This window comes from Pseudomonas sp. NFR02, assembly GCF_900119375.1.
In the GTDB taxonomy this organism is placed as follows: Bacteria; Pseudomonadota; Gammaproteobacteria; order Pseudomonadales; family Pseudomonadaceae; genus Aquipseudomonas; species Aquipseudomonas paracarnis.
Genome location: NZ_FPJJ01000001.1, coordinates 1,136,186 through 1,152,751, shown reverse-complemented (window position 1 = coordinate 1,152,751; position 16,566 = coordinate 1,136,186). Strand labels below are relative to the sequence as shown.

Annotated in this window: 13 protein-coding genes; 8 read left to right on the top strand and 5 right to left on the bottom strand. The window is 60.5% G+C overall.

All coding sequences use genetic code 11. The annotated features are described in order from the left end of the window. Positions 1-360: 360 nt before the first annotated feature. The gene (locus BT199_RS05400) at positions 361-1,146 is read right to left on the bottom strand and encodes a sulfite exporter TauE/SafE family protein (RefSeq protein WP_014718709.1); all 786 of its coding nucleotides are present in this window, start codon (positions 1,144-1,146) and stop codon (positions 361-363) included. Between the two features lie 192 nt (positions 1,147-1,338). Here BT199_RS05400 and BT199_RS05395 point away from each other — a divergent pair, with 192 nt between their 5' ends. The 3 genes from BT199_RS05395 (at position 1,339) to BT199_RS05385 (ending at position 3,148) form a co-directional block, all read left to right on the top strand. Continuing rightward, positions 1,339-1,860 (top strand): DUF3455 domain-containing protein, encoded by a 522-nt coding sequence (locus BT199_RS05395; protein ID WP_014718710.1) that lies wholly within the window; start codon positions 1,339-1,341, stop codon positions 1,858-1,860. 86 nt (positions 1,861-1,946) lie between these two features. Further along, complete coding sequence (locus BT199_RS05390; protein WP_014718711.1) at positions 1,947-2,477, top strand: sigma-70 family RNA polymerase sigma factor; 531 nt, start codon at positions 1,947-1,949, stop codon at positions 2,475-2,477. Further along, positions 2,474-3,148, top strand: coding sequence for an anti-sigma factor (locus tag BT199_RS05385; RefSeq protein ID WP_072434078.1), 675 nt, complete (start codon positions 2,474-2,476; stop codon positions 3,146-3,148). Before BT199_RS05390 ends, BT199_RS05385 begins: the two co-directional genes overlap by 4 nt. On the opposite strand, the gene BT199_RS05380 is transcribed toward BT199_RS05385, so the two are convergent. Then, positions 3,149-4,450: an ATP-binding protein gene (locus tag BT199_RS05380; protein WP_019816856.1), complete on the bottom strand. Its 1,302-nt coding sequence runs from the start codon at positions 4,448-4,450 to the stop codon at positions 3,149-3,151. Between the two features lie 3 nt (positions 4,451-4,453). Then, a complete protein-coding gene (locus tag BT199_RS05375; protein WP_003190934.1) occupies positions 4,454-5,155 on the bottom strand; it encodes a response regulator in 702 nt (233 codons plus the stop codon). Between the two features lie 171 nt (positions 5,156-5,326). On the opposite strand from BT199_RS05375, the gene BT199_RS05370 reads away from it, so the two are divergent. From BT199_RS05370 to BT199_RS05350, 5 genes are all read left to right on the top strand, one after another. Then, positions 5,327-6,469: an efflux RND transporter periplasmic adaptor subunit gene (locus BT199_RS05370; RefSeq protein ID WP_072434077.1), complete on the top strand. Its 1,143-nt coding sequence runs from the start codon at positions 5,327-5,329 to the stop codon at positions 6,467-6,469. Positions 6,470-6,475: 6 nt separating this feature from the next. Continuing rightward, positions 6,476-9,574: an efflux RND transporter permease subunit gene (locus BT199_RS05365; protein WP_072434076.1), complete on the top strand. Its 3,099-nt coding sequence runs from the start codon at positions 6,476-6,478 to the stop codon at positions 9,572-9,574. A 121-nt stretch (positions 9,575-9,695) separates the two neighbouring features. Continuing rightward, positions 9,696-10,337, top strand: a complete 642-nt coding sequence (locus tag BT199_RS05360; RefSeq protein ID WP_060767814.1) for a DUF1345 domain-containing protein — start codon at positions 9,696-9,698, stop codon at positions 10,335-10,337. Between the two features lie 72 nt (positions 10,338-10,409). Further along, positions 10,410-11,249, top strand: a complete 840-nt coding sequence (locus BT199_RS05355) for an AraC family transcriptional regulator (RefSeq protein ID WP_072434075.1) — start codon at positions 10,410-10,412, stop codon at positions 11,247-11,249. Positions 11,250-11,303: 54 nt separating this feature from the next. After that, positions 11,304-11,897 (top strand): LysE family translocator, encoded by a 594-nt coding sequence (locus BT199_RS05350; protein ID WP_072434074.1) that lies wholly within the window; start codon positions 11,304-11,306, stop codon positions 11,895-11,897. Positions 11,898-11,949: 52 nt separating this feature from the next. On the opposite strand, the gene BT199_RS05345 is transcribed toward BT199_RS05350, so the two are convergent. Further along, positions 11,950-14,214: an autotransporter outer membrane beta-barrel domain-containing protein gene (locus tag BT199_RS05345; protein WP_072434073.1), complete on the bottom strand. Its 2,265-nt coding sequence runs from the start codon at positions 14,212-14,214 to the stop codon at positions 11,950-11,952. Positions 14,215-14,446: 232 nt separating this feature from the next. Further along, positions 14,447-16,513: a hypothetical protein gene (locus BT199_RS05340; protein WP_256575929.1), complete on the bottom strand. Its 2,067-nt coding sequence runs from the start codon at positions 16,511-16,513 to the stop codon at positions 14,447-14,449. Positions 16,514-16,566 lie beyond the last annotated feature (53 nt).

The following is a 16,566-nucleotide window of genomic DNA, read 5'->3' as shown; positions in this document are numbered from 1 at the left end:
GGGATGTACCAGTGCTTAGGCAGCAAGCGTGCCAGGGGCAGGCAAATGCCCGTAGCCTGGGGGTTGCGGAAAAAAGGGGGATTGAAGCGATGGCTTGCCAGTGTCTGGGATCGCAGCAGTTTGTGGATCTGCTGTTGCTGGAGCAACAGTTGCGACCAGCACCAAGCGTACCCACGATGCGAAGCGAGTAGCTCTTGATCTTGATCTGCTTTTGATCTTGATCTTAGGCGCCCCGTTAAACCACGCTGGCCGGAATCGACAGGGATGGATATGTACTCGGTATAACGGTGTCGACTGTGAGGCCGCCTTCGCAGGCAAGCCAGCTCCCACATTTGGATCGTGGGGTGTCAGGCCACTCACTCAGAACGCCAACTTGTACCCCACCGCCATCAACATCACCGCCAGGCACGGCCGCAGTACCCCGTCGGGAATCCTGCCGGTCATATGGCTGCCCATGTAGATCCCCGGCAGCGACCCCATCAGCAAAAAGCCCAGCAGATGCCAGTCCATGTTCCCCATGCTGGCATGGCCCAGGCCCGCCACCAATGTCAGGGGCACGGCATGGGCGATCTCGGTGCCAACCAGGCGCCGCGTGGCCAGGAACGGGTACAGGATAAACAGCGCCACCGTGCCCAGAGCGCCGGCGCCGATCGAGGTCAGGGCCACCATGGTGCCAAGGATCGCACCTGTCACAACAGTGAGCGCATTCAGATTGCGCGGGCGCAGATGGTAGGAATCGCCAGCATGACGCTGGGCAAACGCCAACAGGCTTTTCTTGAACAGGATCGCCAGGGCCGTCAGCAGCAATACCACGCCAAGGGCCTGCTTGATCACCGCGTTCATCGCACTGGGGTCGGTGTGCAAGCTGGCCAGGAACCATAACGTCAGCAACACTGCCGGCACGCTGCCCAGGGTGAGCCAGCCAGTGATGGTCCAGTCGATGTTCTTGTTCTTGCTGTGCACCAGCACGCCACCGGACTTGGTAATAGCAGCGTACAGCAGGTCGGTGCCCACCGCGGTGGCCGGGTTGATGCCAAACCACAGCAGGATCGGGGTCATCAGCGAACCGCCGCCCACCCCCGTCATGCCCACGATAAACCCCACGATCAAGCCGGCAACCACGAAACCAATATTACCTACATCCATTCCAGCTACCCGCGGCCTTATAAATTTCTGGCCGCAGGATAGCGATTTTTCTTATAACCACTTATACCGATGCGATCTGAGTTTATGCCTTTTTGGAAACTCCAATTTTTTTGCACAAAACTGCATCCAATGGTCGGGCCTGGGCCGTAGTCATCAACGTAACCCTGCTGTTCTACCCAATGGAGAAACACCATGAACGCTAAAACACTGCTGTGCCTGTCCAGCTTGCTCCTCGCCGCACCGTCGGCGTTTGCCCAGGCGGGCCTGCCGGACAGCATCAAGGTGCCCGATGGCCACAAGGTAGCGATGCACACCACCGGGGTCGGCGAAATCACCTATGAATGCCGCGACAAGGCCAACGCTGCCGGCCAGACCGAGTGGACCTTCGTCGGCCCTAAAGCCGTGTTGAACGACCGTAATGGCCAGCAGGTCGGCACCTACTTCGGCCCACCCGCCACGTGGCAGGCCAAGGACGGCTCGACCATCACCGGCACGCAATTGGCCGTGGCGCCGTCGAGCCCCGGCAACCTGCCCTATCAACTGGTCAAGGCCAATCCAGCCGAGGGCAAAGGTGCAATGAGTGGCGTGGTGTATATCCAGCGGGTTGCGCTCAAAGGCGGGGTCGCTCCGGCTGCGCCCTGCACCACGGCGAACAAAGGCGCCAAGGAAATGGTGAAATACCAGGCGGACTACCTCTTCTGGGCCGCCAACTGAGCAAACTCAGCTACGCTGGCCAGGTAGGCGCGAGCAACCTCGCGCCTACCACGCGTAGACGTCTCCTCAGTGGCAGGAATTCTGGTTTGGCTGAACTCATCTTTGATTATCAAGTGTGCCTGTTAGCCTGCGCCCGCGGCGATCATCGCGCCCTGCACCAGCTCTATGAGCAGGACAGCAGCCGCTTGCTCGGTGTGGCGCTGCGCATTACCCGCAACAAGGCACTGGCCGAGGACATCGTGCATGACGCCTTTATCAAGATCTGGCACGGCGCACACAGTTTCGACCCCCTGCGAGGCTCCGCACGGGGTTGGGTGTTCAGCGTGACCCGCCACCTGGCCCTGGACGTGGTACGCAGCGCCGGGCGTGACGTGCCATTGGACGATCAGTACGAGCCGCTGGCAGAGCCGGCCCAGTCCATCGAGTTTGCCGCACGCTCCGGGCAGATCCACCAGTGCCTGGAACGGCTCGACCCGACGCGTCGCACCTGCATTCTGCACGCGTATGTGGACGGTTACTCCCACAGCGAAATCGCGCAAAAACTCAGTACCCCGCTGGGCACGGTCAAAGCCTGGATCAAACGCAGCCTCGCCGCCTTGCGCGAGTGCATGGCATGAACGACAGCCTGGATGAACTGGCCAGTGAATACGTGCTGGGGACCCTGCCCGCCGAACAGCGCGCTGAGGTACAACAACGCCTGGCCCATGATGCGGCACTGCGCGCAGCGGTGGATGCCTGGGAGCAGCGTCTGTTGCCTCTGGTGGCGCTGGCGCAACCGGTGCCGCCTTCGGCACAGCTGTGGCGGCGCATTGAACGCCGCATCAAAATCGCCGAAACGGGCGTGGCGTGGTGGAACCTGCTGGCGTTCTGGCGCGGGCTTTCTGCCGTCGGCCTGATGGCAAGCGTGGTGCTGGCGGCTTTATTACTGACGCGCCCGCCCATGACCGCACCCAGCTTCGTGGTGGTGCTGATGGCGCCACAAAGCCAGGCACCGGGCTGGGTGGTGCAGGCCAGTGATAATCGGCAGATCCAGTTGATCCCATTGGGGGTGATGGAGATTCCCGCAGACAAAGCCCTGGAGTTCTGGACCAACGCCGATGGCTGGCAGGGTCCCGTATCCCTGGGCCTGGTCAAGCCTGGGCAGACCTTGTCGGTGCCCCTGGACAAGCTGCCGCCGCTGGCGCCGAACCAGTTGTTTGAACTGACGCTGGAAGGGCCCAATGGCTCGCCTACCGGCAAACCCACCGGGCCGATTCACGGGATCGGCCGAGCAGTCAAAGTACTTTGATCACGAAAGGTTAGGCAGCCACACACGAAACCGCGCCCCACCCAGGGGCGACGCCAAGGCCGTCAAGGTGCCGCCCTGGGCCTCCAGGGCGCGCCGGCTGATCGCCAGGCCCAGGCCAAAGCCGCCGGTTGCGCGGTCGCGGCTGCGGTCGAGGCGGTAGAACGGCTCGAAGATGCGCTCGCGCTGGTCAGCCGGTATGCCGATGCCATCGTCGTCCACCCAGATTTCACAGCCTTTGGGGCATACGCGCACGCCCACCTGGATGCGCTTGTCGCAGTAGCGCGTCGCATTGCGCAGCAGGTTCTGCAAGGCTCGGGCAGTCAGACGCGGGTCGAGGCTGAAGCGCTCAACGGCACAATCAAGCGCCACATCGATGACGATCTCGGGGTTTTCCAACTCATCGTCGACGCTGCCCAACACGCTGTCGATAAACTCGTCGAGCGCTACCTCTACCCGCTCGGGCAATTGCGCCGGGTTTTGCAGGCGGCTGTAAGACAGCAATTCCAGCACCAATTCATCCAACTCCCGAATATGCGCCACCAGGCTTTGCAGACGCTCGCGGCTGGCCAGGGGCAAGTCTTCGGAAAGCGCCAGGGCCAGCCCGAAATCCAGGCGGGTAAGCGGCGTGCGCAGTTCATGGGAGACCGCATTGAGCAAGTCGCGCTGCTGGTTCAAGAGATGCTCGATATCGTCGGCCATGGTGTCGAACACCGCCGCCAGGCCGCCGATGCTGGAGCTGGGTGCAAGCCCCGTACGGGCCTCCAAGTGGCCCTTACCCAATAGCGCGGCGGTACTTTTCAGACGTTCCAGGTCACGCCAGTGCGGACGTAGCCACACCAGCAGGCACGCCAACAAGGCGGCGCCGACCAGCACGTTCATCGACCAATACAGCAGGTTCATGTCCAACGGGTCTGGCGGTACGGTCAGCTTGACCGCGAACTGCTGGTTGATCGGCGAACTGATTTCCTCCATCCAGCCCCACTCGCCCAGGCGGATCACCGGTTTGCCTTGCTCCAGTAACTGTTCTTCCTCAGGGGTGTAGCGGGCGTCCTGGCGCAGCAACAGTTGCACTTTCAACGGTGCAAAATCGCGGCTCAACTGGTCGGTCACCTGGGACCAGCGCTCCACCGGTGCGCGCTGGTACTGCTTGACCATGAGTTTTTGCAGGCCGCGGGACTGTTCGATGTTGTAGTTCATGTAGCGGTGTTCGAACAGCTGGATCACCAGCTTGGGAATCAGGTAAATCGCCGCACTGTAGGTGACGATGGTGATCAGGTAGAGGCGCAGCAGTACGCGAAACATGGTTCAGCATTCCCACTCGGAACGGCTGAACAGATACCCCTTGCCCCACACCGTCTTGATCTTGCGCGCCTCGCCCGCATGGTCGTCGAACTTGCGCCGCAGCTTGGAGATGGCCACGTCCACCGAACGGTCGGTACCGTTGAACTCGATACCGCGCAGGCGTTGCAGGATCTGATCGCGGCTGAGCACTTCGCCGGCATGCCGGGCCAGCACCACCAACAGGTTGTATTCTCCGCTGGACAGCTCCACCGCCTGTTCGCGCCAGGTCACGGTGCGCTCGGACAAGTCGATGCACAGGTTGCCCATGACGATCTGGTCGCTGGCCACCTGGGGTTCGGACAGGCTGCTGCGCCGCAGCAATGTGCGCACCCGGGCCAGCAATACGCGCGGCTCGCAGGGTTTGGTCACGTAGTCGTCGGCGCCCATCTCAAGGCCCAGAACCTGGTCGTGGCTGTCATCGCGGGCGGTCAGCATCAGGATCGGCAGGCCCGCAGAATCGGCGCGCAGCAAGCGGCACACCTGCAGGCCGTCGAGGCCCGGCAGCATCAGGTCGAGGATCACAAGGTCCGGCGGGTTCAGGCGTGCACGTTCGCGTACATGATCGCCACGGCTGAGCACGCTGACGTGGTAGCCATTGCGTTCCAGGTAGCTGGCAATCAGCTCGGAGAGTGCGGCGTCGTCTTCCACCAGGAGGATGTTGGGCATGGTGTTTCCAAATAATGCTGTTTGTTGGTGTGTTGCAGGATTGTGCAAGGATATACGCCCCCGACGCCACGTGCGCCGTACCTTACACTTCTTCACAGACCCGCTACACAGCTTCACAGCACCACGGCGCAGGTGCCTCTAGGATGCGCCAGTCAATATTGGGATAAGAGCATGTCGAAGAATCTATTTGCGCCGTTTTGCCTGTTGGCCCTCACACTGGCGCTGAGCGCGTGTGGTCAGTCGGCAGACGAGACGCCACAAATGCCCCTGGCCAAAGTGCGGATCGAAACCCTGCAGGCCAAGCCCCTCTCTATTACCAGCGAACTGAGCGGGCGCATCGCCGCACCGCGTATCGCCGAGGTACGCGCCCGGGTCGCAGGGGTGGTGATGCAGCGGGTGTTTAACGAAGGCCACGACGTCAAGCAAGGCGACGTGTTGTTCCGTATTGACCCGGCGCCGTTCAAGGCCGACCTGGACAGTGCCCTGGCCAACCTGAGCAAGGCCGAGGCCAATGCGTTCCAGGCGCGCCTGCAAGAACAGCGCTACAGCCAATTGGTCGAAGGCAACGCCATCAGCGGCCAGGAGTACGACAACGCCCGCGCCGCCCTGCGCCAGACCAACGCCGAAGTGGCCGCCAACAAGGCTGCCGTCGAGCGTGCCAGGCTGAACCTGGGCTATGCCACCGTAACCGCACCGATTTCCGGGCGCATTGGCCGCGCCCTGGTGACCGAAGGCGCGCTGGTCGGCCAGAACGAAGCCACGCCGCTGGCGATTATCCAGCAACTGGACCCGATCCACGCCGACCTCACCCAGTCCACCCGTGAGTTGAATGACCTGCGTCGTGCGTTTCGTGCCGGCAGCCTGAAGCAGGTCGGCCAGGACCAGGCCAAGGCTACCTTGATCCAGGACGACGGCAGCCAGTACCCGTTGCCAGGCAAATTGCTCTTCGCTGACATCAGCGTCGACCCGGGCACCGGGCAGATCATCCTGCGCAGCGAGTTCCCCAACCCGGACCTCGACCTGTTGCCCGGCAGCTTTGTGCGGGTGCGCGTGGAACAGGCCGTGGACAAACAAGGCCTCAGCGTGCCGCAACGCGCCATCACCCGTGACAGCGCCGGTATCCCGATGGTGTTGCTGCTGGACGCCGAGCAGACCGTCAGCCAGCAGCCGGTGGAGTTGGGTGCAGTGGTCGACAATCGCTGGATCGTTACCAGTGGCCTCAAGCCCGGCGACCGCATCATCGTCGAGGGCGTGCAACACGCACGCCCCGGTGAAAAAGTTGAAGTGGACGACAGCCCGCTCGTAAAGGAATAACCCGTCATGCCGCAGTTCTTTATTGACCGCCCGATCTTCGCCTGGGTGGTGGCCCTGTTTATCCTGCTGGCGGGCTTCCTGGCGATCCCGCAATTGCCGGTGGCGCAGTACCCCAACGTCGCGCCACCCAAGGTGGAAATCTACGCGGTGTACCCCGGCGCCTCGGCCCAGACCCTGGATGAGAGCGTGGTCAGCCTGATCGAGCAAGAGCTCAACGGCGCCGATCACCTGCTGTATTTCGAATCCCAGAGCAGCCTGGGCTCGGCGACCATTACCGCCACGTTCCAGCCGGGCACCGACCCGGAAATGGCCCAGGTGGATGTGCAGAACCGCCTCAAGGTGGTCGAGCCGCGCCTGCCCCAGGCCGTGACTCAGCAAGGCTTGCAAGTGGAAAAAGTCTCCGCCGGCTTCCTGCTGCTGGTCACATTGACCTCCAACGACGGCAAGCTCGATGACGTCGCGCTCAGTGATTACCTGGCGCGCAACGTGATGAACGAGCTCAAGCGCCTGGACGGCGTCGGCAAGGCTCAGTTGTATGGCGCCGAACGCGCCATGCGTATCTGGATCGACCCGCAGAAGCTGATCGGTTTCAACCTCACGCCGGCCGACGTCAACGCTGCGATCAGCGCCCAGAACGCCCAGGTCTCAGCGGGCAGCATCGGTGACTTGCCGGGCACCCACACCCAGGAGATCACCGCGGCGGTGCTGGTCAAGGGGCAACTGTCCACCCCGGCCGAATTCGCTGACATCGTGCTCAAGGCCAACCCCGACGGCTCCACCGTGCGCATCGGCGATGTGGCACGGGTGGAAGTCGGCAGCCAGGAATACCAGTTCTCCACGCGTCTGAACGGCAAGCCGTCTACCGCCGTCAGCGTGCAACTGTCGCCCGGGGCTAATGCCTTGAGCACCGCAACGCTGGTGCGGGCGAAAATGGACGAGTTGTCACGCTACTTCCCTGCCAATGTGGAATACAAGATTCCCTACGACACCTCGCCCTTTGTCAAAGTCTCGATCACCAAGGTGGTCTACACCTTGCTGGAGGCGATGGCGCTGGTGTTCGCGGTGATGTTTCTGTTCCTGCAGAACGTGCGCTACACCTTGATTCCCACGCTGGTAGTGCCAATTGCGCTGATGGGCACCTTCGCCACCATGTTGCTGCTGGGCTTCTCGATCAACGTATTGACGATGTTCGGCATGGTATTGGCCATCGGTATCCTGGTGGACGATGCCATCGTGGTGGTGGAGAACGTCGAGCGCATCATGGCCACCGAGGGCCTGTCGCCCAAGGAAGCGACGAAGAAAGCCATGGGCCAGATCACCGGGGCCATCATCGGTATCACCCTGGTGCTGGTGGCGGTGTTCCTGCCGATGGCCTTCATGCCGGGTTCGGTGGGGGTGATCTACCAGCAGTTCTCGCTGTCGATGGCCACCTCGATTCTATTCTCGGCGTTCCTGGCCCTGACCTTGACCCCGGCGCTGTGCGCCACGCTGCTCAAGCCGATTGCCAAGGGCGAGCATCATGCCAAGGGTGGTTTCTTCGGCTGGTTCAACCAGCGCTTTGAGCACCTCACCAACCGTTATGAAGGTTGGGTGGCCTATGCCCTCAAGCGCAGCGGCCGCTATTTGCTGATCTACCTGGTCTTGCTGGTGGGCATGGGGATGTTGTTCAGCCGCCTGCCCTCCTCGTTCCTGCCGGTGGAAGACCAGGGCTACACCATCACTGATATACAGTTGCCGCCGGGCGCCAGCAAGAACCGCACGGTGCAGGTGGCCGAGCAGATCGAGGCGCATAACGCCGGCGAGCCTGGGGTGGGTGATACCACCATGATCATGGGTTTCAGCTTTTCCGGTTCCGGGCAGAACGCGGCGCTGGCATTTACCACGCTCAAGGACTGGTCGGAGCGTGGCAGCGACGACTCCGCTTCCTCGATTGCCGACCGCGCCAACATGGCCTTCAGCGAGCTCAAGGACGCGATTGCCTACGCGGTTCTGCCACCTCCGGTAGACGGCCTGGGCACATCCAGTGGTTTTGAGTTCCGTTTGCAGGACCGCGGTGGCGTCGGCCACGCCGGGTTGATGGCCGCGCGTACCGAATTGCTGGACGCTGCAGCGAAAAGCCCGATCCTGGCCAACGTGCGTGAAAGCGCCCTGGCCGAAGCACCGCAAGTGCAGCTGGAAGTGGACCGCAAGCAGGCCAACGCCTTGGGCGTTTCGTTTGCCGACGTGGGCAACGTGCTGTCCTCCGCGATTGGTTCTGCGTATATCAACGACTTCCCCAACCAGGGCCGCATGCAGCGCGTGGTGGTACAGGCCGAAGGCGACCAGCGCAGCCAGGTGGCCGACCTGATGAAAATCCACGTGCGCAACAACGCCGGGAAAATGGTGCCGCTGTCAGCCTTTGTCGAAGCCAAGTGGACCCAGGGCCCAACGCAGTTGACCCGTTACAACGGCTACCCGGCCATCGCCATCAGCGGCGAAGCGGCGCCGGGGCACAGCACGGGCGAGGCCATGAACGAAATCCAGCGCCTGGTCAGCCAGTTGCCTGCCGGGCTGGGCCAGGAATGGACGGGCTTGTCGTTGCAGGAGCGCTTGTCCGGCTCCCAGGCACCGTTGCTGTTGGGCCTGTCGCTGCTGATCGTGTTCCTGTGCCTGGCCGCGCTGTATGAAAGCTGGTCGATCCCCACCTCGGTGTTGCTGGTGGTGCCGCTTGGGGTGCTGGGCGCGGTGTTAGCCGTGTCGCTACGCGGGATGCCTAACGATGTGTTCTTCAAGGTCGGCCTGATCACCATCATCGGCCTGTCGGCGAAGAACGCGATCCTGATCATCGAGTTCGCCAAGGACCTGTATGACCAGGGCGAGGATTTGATCGACGCCACCTTGAAGGCGGCGCGGTTGCGCCTGCGACCAATCATCATGACCTCGATGGCGTTTATCCTCGGAGTGGTGCCATTGGCAATTGCCACCGGGGCCAGTTCGGCCAGCCAGCAGGCGATTGGTACCGGTGTGATTGGCGGGATGATCACAGCGACATTGGCGGTGGTGTTTGTGCCGGTGTTCTTCGTGGTGGTGATGAAGCTGGTGCGCAAGCGCCATAAAGCAAACTGATCAACGCCGCAGCCAAATGTGGGAGCTGGCTTGCCAACTCCCACAGGGTTATTGATTGCATTCATGATCAGGTACATCCGAATAAGCTATGGTGCTCACACATAGTTCTTTGTGAGCCACCATGCCCTTCCTCGCCCGCACCCACCCTCGCCTCTCATCCGCCGCCTTACTCGGCCTTGCCGTCGGCCTCCTGGTGCCGGCCGACACCCTCGCCAGTAAAATCCTGATCGGCTGGAACGCCGGGGTCTGGACCTACCTGATACTGATGCTGTGGCTGACCATTCGCGCCAAGGCCGAGGACGTCAAGCGCATCGCCGAAATCGAAGACGAGAACGCCGGCCTGGTGCTGTTCATGGTATGTATCGCCGCCATCGCTAGCTTGGCGACCATTACGTTCGAACTGGTCGGCAGCAAGGACCTGGCCACCTCCGAGCGCCTGCTGCACTACGGTTTCACCGGGCTGACGGTGATCGGCTCCTGGCTATTGATCGGGGTGATTTTCAGCGTGCACTACGCCAGGCTCTATTACACCTGGCCAGGCAAGGAACCCGCCTTGCGTTTTGCCGAAGGCTTGCTCACGCCCAACTACTGGGATTTCCTGTACTTTTCCTTCACCATCGGCGTAGCGGTACAAACCTCGGATGTGGGCGTCGCCACCCGTAGCCTGCGCAAGGTGGTACTGGGGCAGTCGTTGATCGGTTTTTTGTTCAACACGGCCATTCTGGGCTTTTCGATCAACATCGCCGCCGGGTTGTTTGGCTAGACTGCACAAACCTTCTAGACGCCCACTGAGGCGTCGCCGCTAATAGCCCTTCACTTTCCGCCTCGGTGTTGTATGCCTGCGCACAATTGGATCGACTTGTCCCAGGACGCCGACACCGGTATCGAGACCCTGCGCGCGCATTTCGAAGGCCATGCGTATGACCCCCATTGGCACGACAGCTACCTGGTGGGCGTGACCGAACAAGGCGTGCAGCAATTCAACTGTCGGCGCATGCGCCATGACAGTGTGCCGGGGCAGGTGTTCCTGTTGGAGCCCGGGGAACTCCACGACGGGTATGCCCCGACAGTCGACGGCTTCACTTACCGCATGCTCTACCTCGACCCGCAGTGGCTGGAACGGGAAATCGCCAGTGTCTTCGAGGAAGCACCCGCCCATCATCAGCTGAGTTTCGCCAGCACCTTGGCCAGTGATCCGCGCCTGGCCCTGGCCACAAGCCACGCGTTTCAGAGCTTGCATCACGGTGAATTGCGGATCGTGCGGCAAAGCGCGCTGGATCAGTTACTGGAACGCCTCACAGGCCAGCTTTACTGGCGCATGCGCTACCGCGATGACCCGCGCTTGCCGCAGGTGGCGCACAAGGCCCGGGAATACCTGCACGCCCATCTGCATCAGGACGTCGGCATGGATGAACTCGCGCAGGCTTGCGGCGTCGACCGCTTTCGCCTGAGCCGCGCGTTCAAGAGTGCCTTCGGCCTGCCGCCCCACGCTTATCTGGTGCAACTGCGCCTGGCCCGTGCCCGGTATCTATTGGCCAAGGGCGATCAACCGGCAGACGTGGCGATGGCCCTGGGTTTCGCCGATCAAAGTCATTTGGGCCGCTGGTTCACGCGGGCTTATGGGCTGACACCGGCCGCGTACCGCAAGCGCTGCACAAATCTTCCAGACCGGTAACGCCCGGGCTTGTGAAGATGGTCGCTCTAAATGAGCCCGCCGGAGTCACCCGCCATGCTGTCCACCTTCGTGCCTTTCATGCTGTTCGCCTTTGTCGCCTCCATCACCCCCGGCCCGACCAATATCCTGGTGCTCAGCAACAGCGCCCGTTACGGTTTCAAGGCTGCGCTGCCAATCATCATGGGGGCTTGCGTGGGGGCATCGGGGATTGTGCTGCTGGTGGGTTGCGGTGTGGGTCAGTCATTGGTGCAACTGCCCAACGTGCAAACGGCGATGCAGTGGGCCGGCGTGGCTTGGCTGAGTTACCTGGCCTGGCAGATCTTCAGGGCGCCAGCCCAGGCCATCAATGCCGATGACACGCAAAAACCCTTGGGCCTGTTGGGCGCCGCGGCCCTGCAATTGATCAACCCCAAAACCTGGATGATGGCACTGGCGGTAGTCAGTGTGTTCGCTGGCCAGGGTGGGCAGCGCCAGGTGGTGTACCTGTCCCTGATGTTTTTCCTGATCGCCTTGCCCTGCCTCGGCGCCTGGGCTTTATTGGGTGCCGGGTCTAGCCGCCTGTTGCGCTCCCCCAGGACCGTAGGCGCATTCAACCGGGTCATGGCCTTGCTGCTGTTGGGCTCAGCCTGGCTGAGTGTGCTGATCTGAAGGCGAAAAAAAGGGGAAGCCTAAGCCTCCCCTGTTCGGGTGGATGGATGAATTAAAAGTCGTAACGCACGCCGAAGTTGACACCCCATGGCTGGTCGACGGTTTTACCACGTGTATGCTCGAGGTCCGCATGCAGCTTGACGTTCTGAGTCACCGACATCGCCACACCACCGGCCATTTCAATGCGCGAACCGAATACATCGTTGTTGAAGCGCTCGCCGTTTACCGTGACCTTATTGTTGTGGTTGAACTCATGGGCCAACGCGGTACGCAAGTACGGTTGCAACACACCACCGCTGTCCAACTGGATATTCTTGCCCACCGTGACGCCAGCCTTGCCCACGACCGAGGCCGAACGGTCACCTTTGGCGTGCAGGCCATTGTCCAGGTCATAACTCTGAGCCTGGGTGATCGCAGCGTTGAGTTGCCCGTAGGGCTCTACGAAGTAGCCGTCATCCAGTTTGATATGCCGACCGACTTCCACCGAAGCCCCCACGGCGTTCTGGGTGTAGTTGCCCTTGGCTTTTTTGCCGTCGCTCATGCTCACGTTGACTTCGTTGTGCAAGCGGTTGAGCTTGACCACACCGTCGAAATACAGGCCGCTCTCGTCATCGAGCCACGTGGCATAACCGCCCACGTAGTAGCTGTCGACTGTACCGCCACCGGAGCGGTTGAGGTCGATATCGGAGGTGCTGTGACCGGCCATCACACCGGCCACCCACTGCCCATCGCCGCCGTATAGCGGCGTGTCGATACCCAAGGTAAAGCCGCGCTGGTTCTGCGTGTAGCCGCCACCATCCTGATTGCCGCTGACCTCGTACTTGTTGCCGTAGCCGCGCATCCAGAAACCTTCGTTGTTGCCCTGGCTGAAGCGCAGCTCACCCATCCGGGTACGCAACAAAGTCATCTCGCCGTACAACACTGTGGGCGAGGTGTTGAACAACGCCATCACCGCTTTGGTGCTGTTGCTGGTGCCGCGCCGGTTAGGGTCCAGGTACCAATCGGTGTCTTCCTGCTTGAGCCCGTAACTGTAGGCACCTGCGTCAACCGTTCCGCCGACCAGGGCGAACTGTGCATCACCGCCCTCGGTGCTCACCACGCGAATCGGCTCGGCCGTGGCCAACTCCGACCCCGTGGCCGCCAGCAACAGGCTGTGGTTACCTTCGGCGATGCCATTAACGGCGAGCAAGTCGGTCTGGCCGCTGCCAAAGTCGGTATGCATCACGAACGTGCCTTCGCCCGACAGGCTGTCGACATCCAACCGGTAGAACTCATTAGGCCCACCAAAATGCACGCTGCCGCCCGCCATTTTCAGGTCACCGACTTCGCTGTCACCCACAAGCGCCCAGTGGGAGGCGTTGTTCACGCTTAACTCAGCTACGTTTTTCAGCTGGCCGGTCAACCACGAGCCGTTGTTGAGCTGCAACTTGGCAGTGCTGCCCTCCTCGACCACGACGTCACCGAACAAGGTACTGCCGTCGACATTCATGTTGGCGAAGGAGCCGCCGGTGACTTCGAGGATATTGCCGTTGCCGCCCTTGAGGGTCGCACCGTTGCGCACATCTATAGTTGCATTAGCCGGTGTACCCGCCTTCGAGCTTTCGACCAGAATGGCTGCGCCCGCTTTTCCTTCTACGTATGAGCCATCAAGTATCAATGCAGCTGGCACGTCGGGGCTGCGGTCCATATCCAGCCGCACGCCATTGAGCTCACCGGTGATGGAGCTATCGATCGCAATGGCTTGACCGAACAGATACAGGCCCACGCCATTTTCGCCCGTGCCTGCAACGTCGGTTTGGTAGAGGGCCAACGCGCTGTTACCACCCACACTGACGCCACGCGTGGTGCCGGTGATGCTGCTGTTGAATACCGAGGCAATTGCCCCCTCGTCACTGCCGATCGGACGAGAAACGACCAGGCCAACGCCATTGCTGTGGGTAAGTGTGCTGTTCTTGAGCGACAGCGTCCCGCCACTCATGAACACTGCTGCCGGCTGTGTCGCCCGCGCAGTGATCTCGGCGCCATCAATATTCACGTTCGAATTGAATGCCGTGATGTCTTGAGTTTTGCTGCCCGGATTAACGGTCAAGTTGGCAGACTGGGTACGGATTTGTTTGGTGGTGGCCCCTTCCACGGTGAGGCCTGAGCCGGGCTTGAGCTCGAAACTGTCAGGTGGAGGGCCAGGCCGAACTGTTTCATTCGGGCCCGTAACCACGCGGGCTTCGGCCACGCTTGACATAAGAACTGCTAATGAAACCGCGTTGGCCTTCAAGGCAAAACTCAACGGCTTGAGCTTAAAATTAAACATTGACGACATCGAAAAACCCTCTGGGTTTGGCATTCCTATTGAAGAAATTGGCCGGTACCTAAGAGCGTGGAACCCTGCCAATCAAGCGGTGCCAAAGTTATCCAGAGTTGTTCCCTATTTATGTAGGATTAATCTTAATACCCCCGAATCAATCTCGATGCGCACGGTGAGAACAAATGAGTTGTCCCTCTATGAACCTTGGGAGCAGCGTGGCTGCTCCCAGGCTGTTTTCGCAACCACGTCAAGGCGCTGCGGGTACCGGCGTGTTGTCGCAGTAGGTAGGATTGGCGCCGGACTTGATCGAACGTGACAAGTGCAAGGCATCACTCGATGTCAAAGGCCCAGACGTCAATTGGATGGTGTAATTGATCCTCGCCGCCCCCATGAGCCGTGTGCCCTGGTGAGGCTGGATCAACTTCATGATGGTAGAGAAAGGGCCCAGGTTCACTTCAAAACCCAGCGAGATCATAGCGGGGGTCAATGGAGGGGAGTCTTTGAACCCTGCAGCTGCTGTTACCTCAGTCGTACCGGCGTTATCGCTGTAGCCTTTCCAGTCCACCCGGACCACCATGAACTCCTCAAACAAGCGCGACGGCGGAATAAAAACAATGACATTCCCGTCCGTATTCAAAGGCCTGATTGTATTGCAGTTGATCACGCCTGGGGGGCCGCCAAACAATTCCAGATGACGAACTTCAGGCATGGCAAGGGACTGGACATTGGCCTGTACGTCCACCGAGGTCACCTCAGACTCCTGCCGATTCGTACCGAGGCCCGCGTCGATTGTGTAATGCACCTGTTTCATAGGCGGTGCATTACCATGCTTGGCGATCAGCGCCCACGGAATCTGCAGCGGCGGGGTGACCGGGGCGCCGGCGATCCCGCCCGTTATCTGGCGAGTGGCGGCGAGTTCTCCCTCGTACCACAGCCGGATGAAAAAGTCCTCGGCGTCAGGGGTTGGGGCTTCATCCCACAACGTGATATAGGCATTGGCGGGCCGATTGGCGTGCTCCGGCAATAGCTCGTTGTCAGCGCCCTCCACGCCAGCGGCATTTACCCCCTTGATCACCACCGGATCCAGGTCGGTGTTCGTCAGTTCCGGAGGATCGGTAGGAGTCGGCCCGACCACGTGCAAATTCAAATTGATGATCGTCGACGGCGCTGCAGGATACGTCACGGATCGACGGCGGATGACGTAAGTGACCGTCAACGGCACGTCACCTGTCAACACGCCACAGAGAATTTGCAAAATATGAAGTGCAACAACAATGGGCACTGGAAAGCTCGTACCGCCCAATGAAGTACCCTCGATGGTTTCGGTACCGACGCTGGTCGACAGTATGACGTCAAAGACATCACCGTCATTGCCCCGCTGCGGATTGTCATAAGCGGGAATTCTTACAATCATTCCCAGGTCAATGGAGCCGTCAATCCGATCGAAGCGGTTATCTCCCGGAAACGCCCTGCCGATCAAGGGCTGCTTCAGATTAGCCGGTGCAGGTAGCAAGGCCACATCCAACCGCAAGGAGGAGGAAAGCTGGCTGGGATTGCCCGCGGCGTCCAGTAACTGATATCGAAGCGTGTTAAACGCGTCCGGTCCAGCCGAAACAACACTCTTGGGCAATGGAAACCTAAGGTCCGTGACCGGCCAATCCACCTCGGTAGAGGGAGGATCAGGAGCATAAGGGGTATCGGAACCGCCGTAGAACGCCCTCAGCCTGTCACCCGGCGCACGCCCGTTGAGAACATAATCTGGAATTGAAAAAAACAACCGATCATTGGGAGCAGCTGGAAAATCGGTCTCGTCAATGGGCAGTGTCAAGCCTGCCGGCAGTATAGGCGCTGGGGGAAGATTCGGTGATGATGCGTAGGGTGCATCCGTGTCGACAATCAAGCGCATTGGGTCCGACTCACTCAAATTCGGAATGCGGACGATATAGACCTCATACTTGATATCCCACAAGCCGGGTGGGCGTCTGCCTCGGGCAATATTAACGGTTGCATGGTCCTGGGGTAGAGCCGCATCGAAATTGAATTCGAACGTTATGAACGGGAGCCCATACTCAGCATCATCCACCGGTTTTATGTACACGAATACAGTATCTGGCGCTGCGGGGTCGGTACTAAAGTCTTCCCAACGCGGTATTTTTAGTTCCAACTCTTCGGACAATGCCTGTTCCCGATAAATCAACCCTGGAAATCCGGGAACAAATTCAACTTCGGGGGGAGCCAGCTCCGCCAAAACAGCTGGCGGAGGATTTTTAACGGAATTCAACCTTGCAAAATAATCACGCGTTCTTTTGTTCATCATCGTTCTCCATCAGTCACAATATGGGCGACGAACAACAGCGAAAAACTATT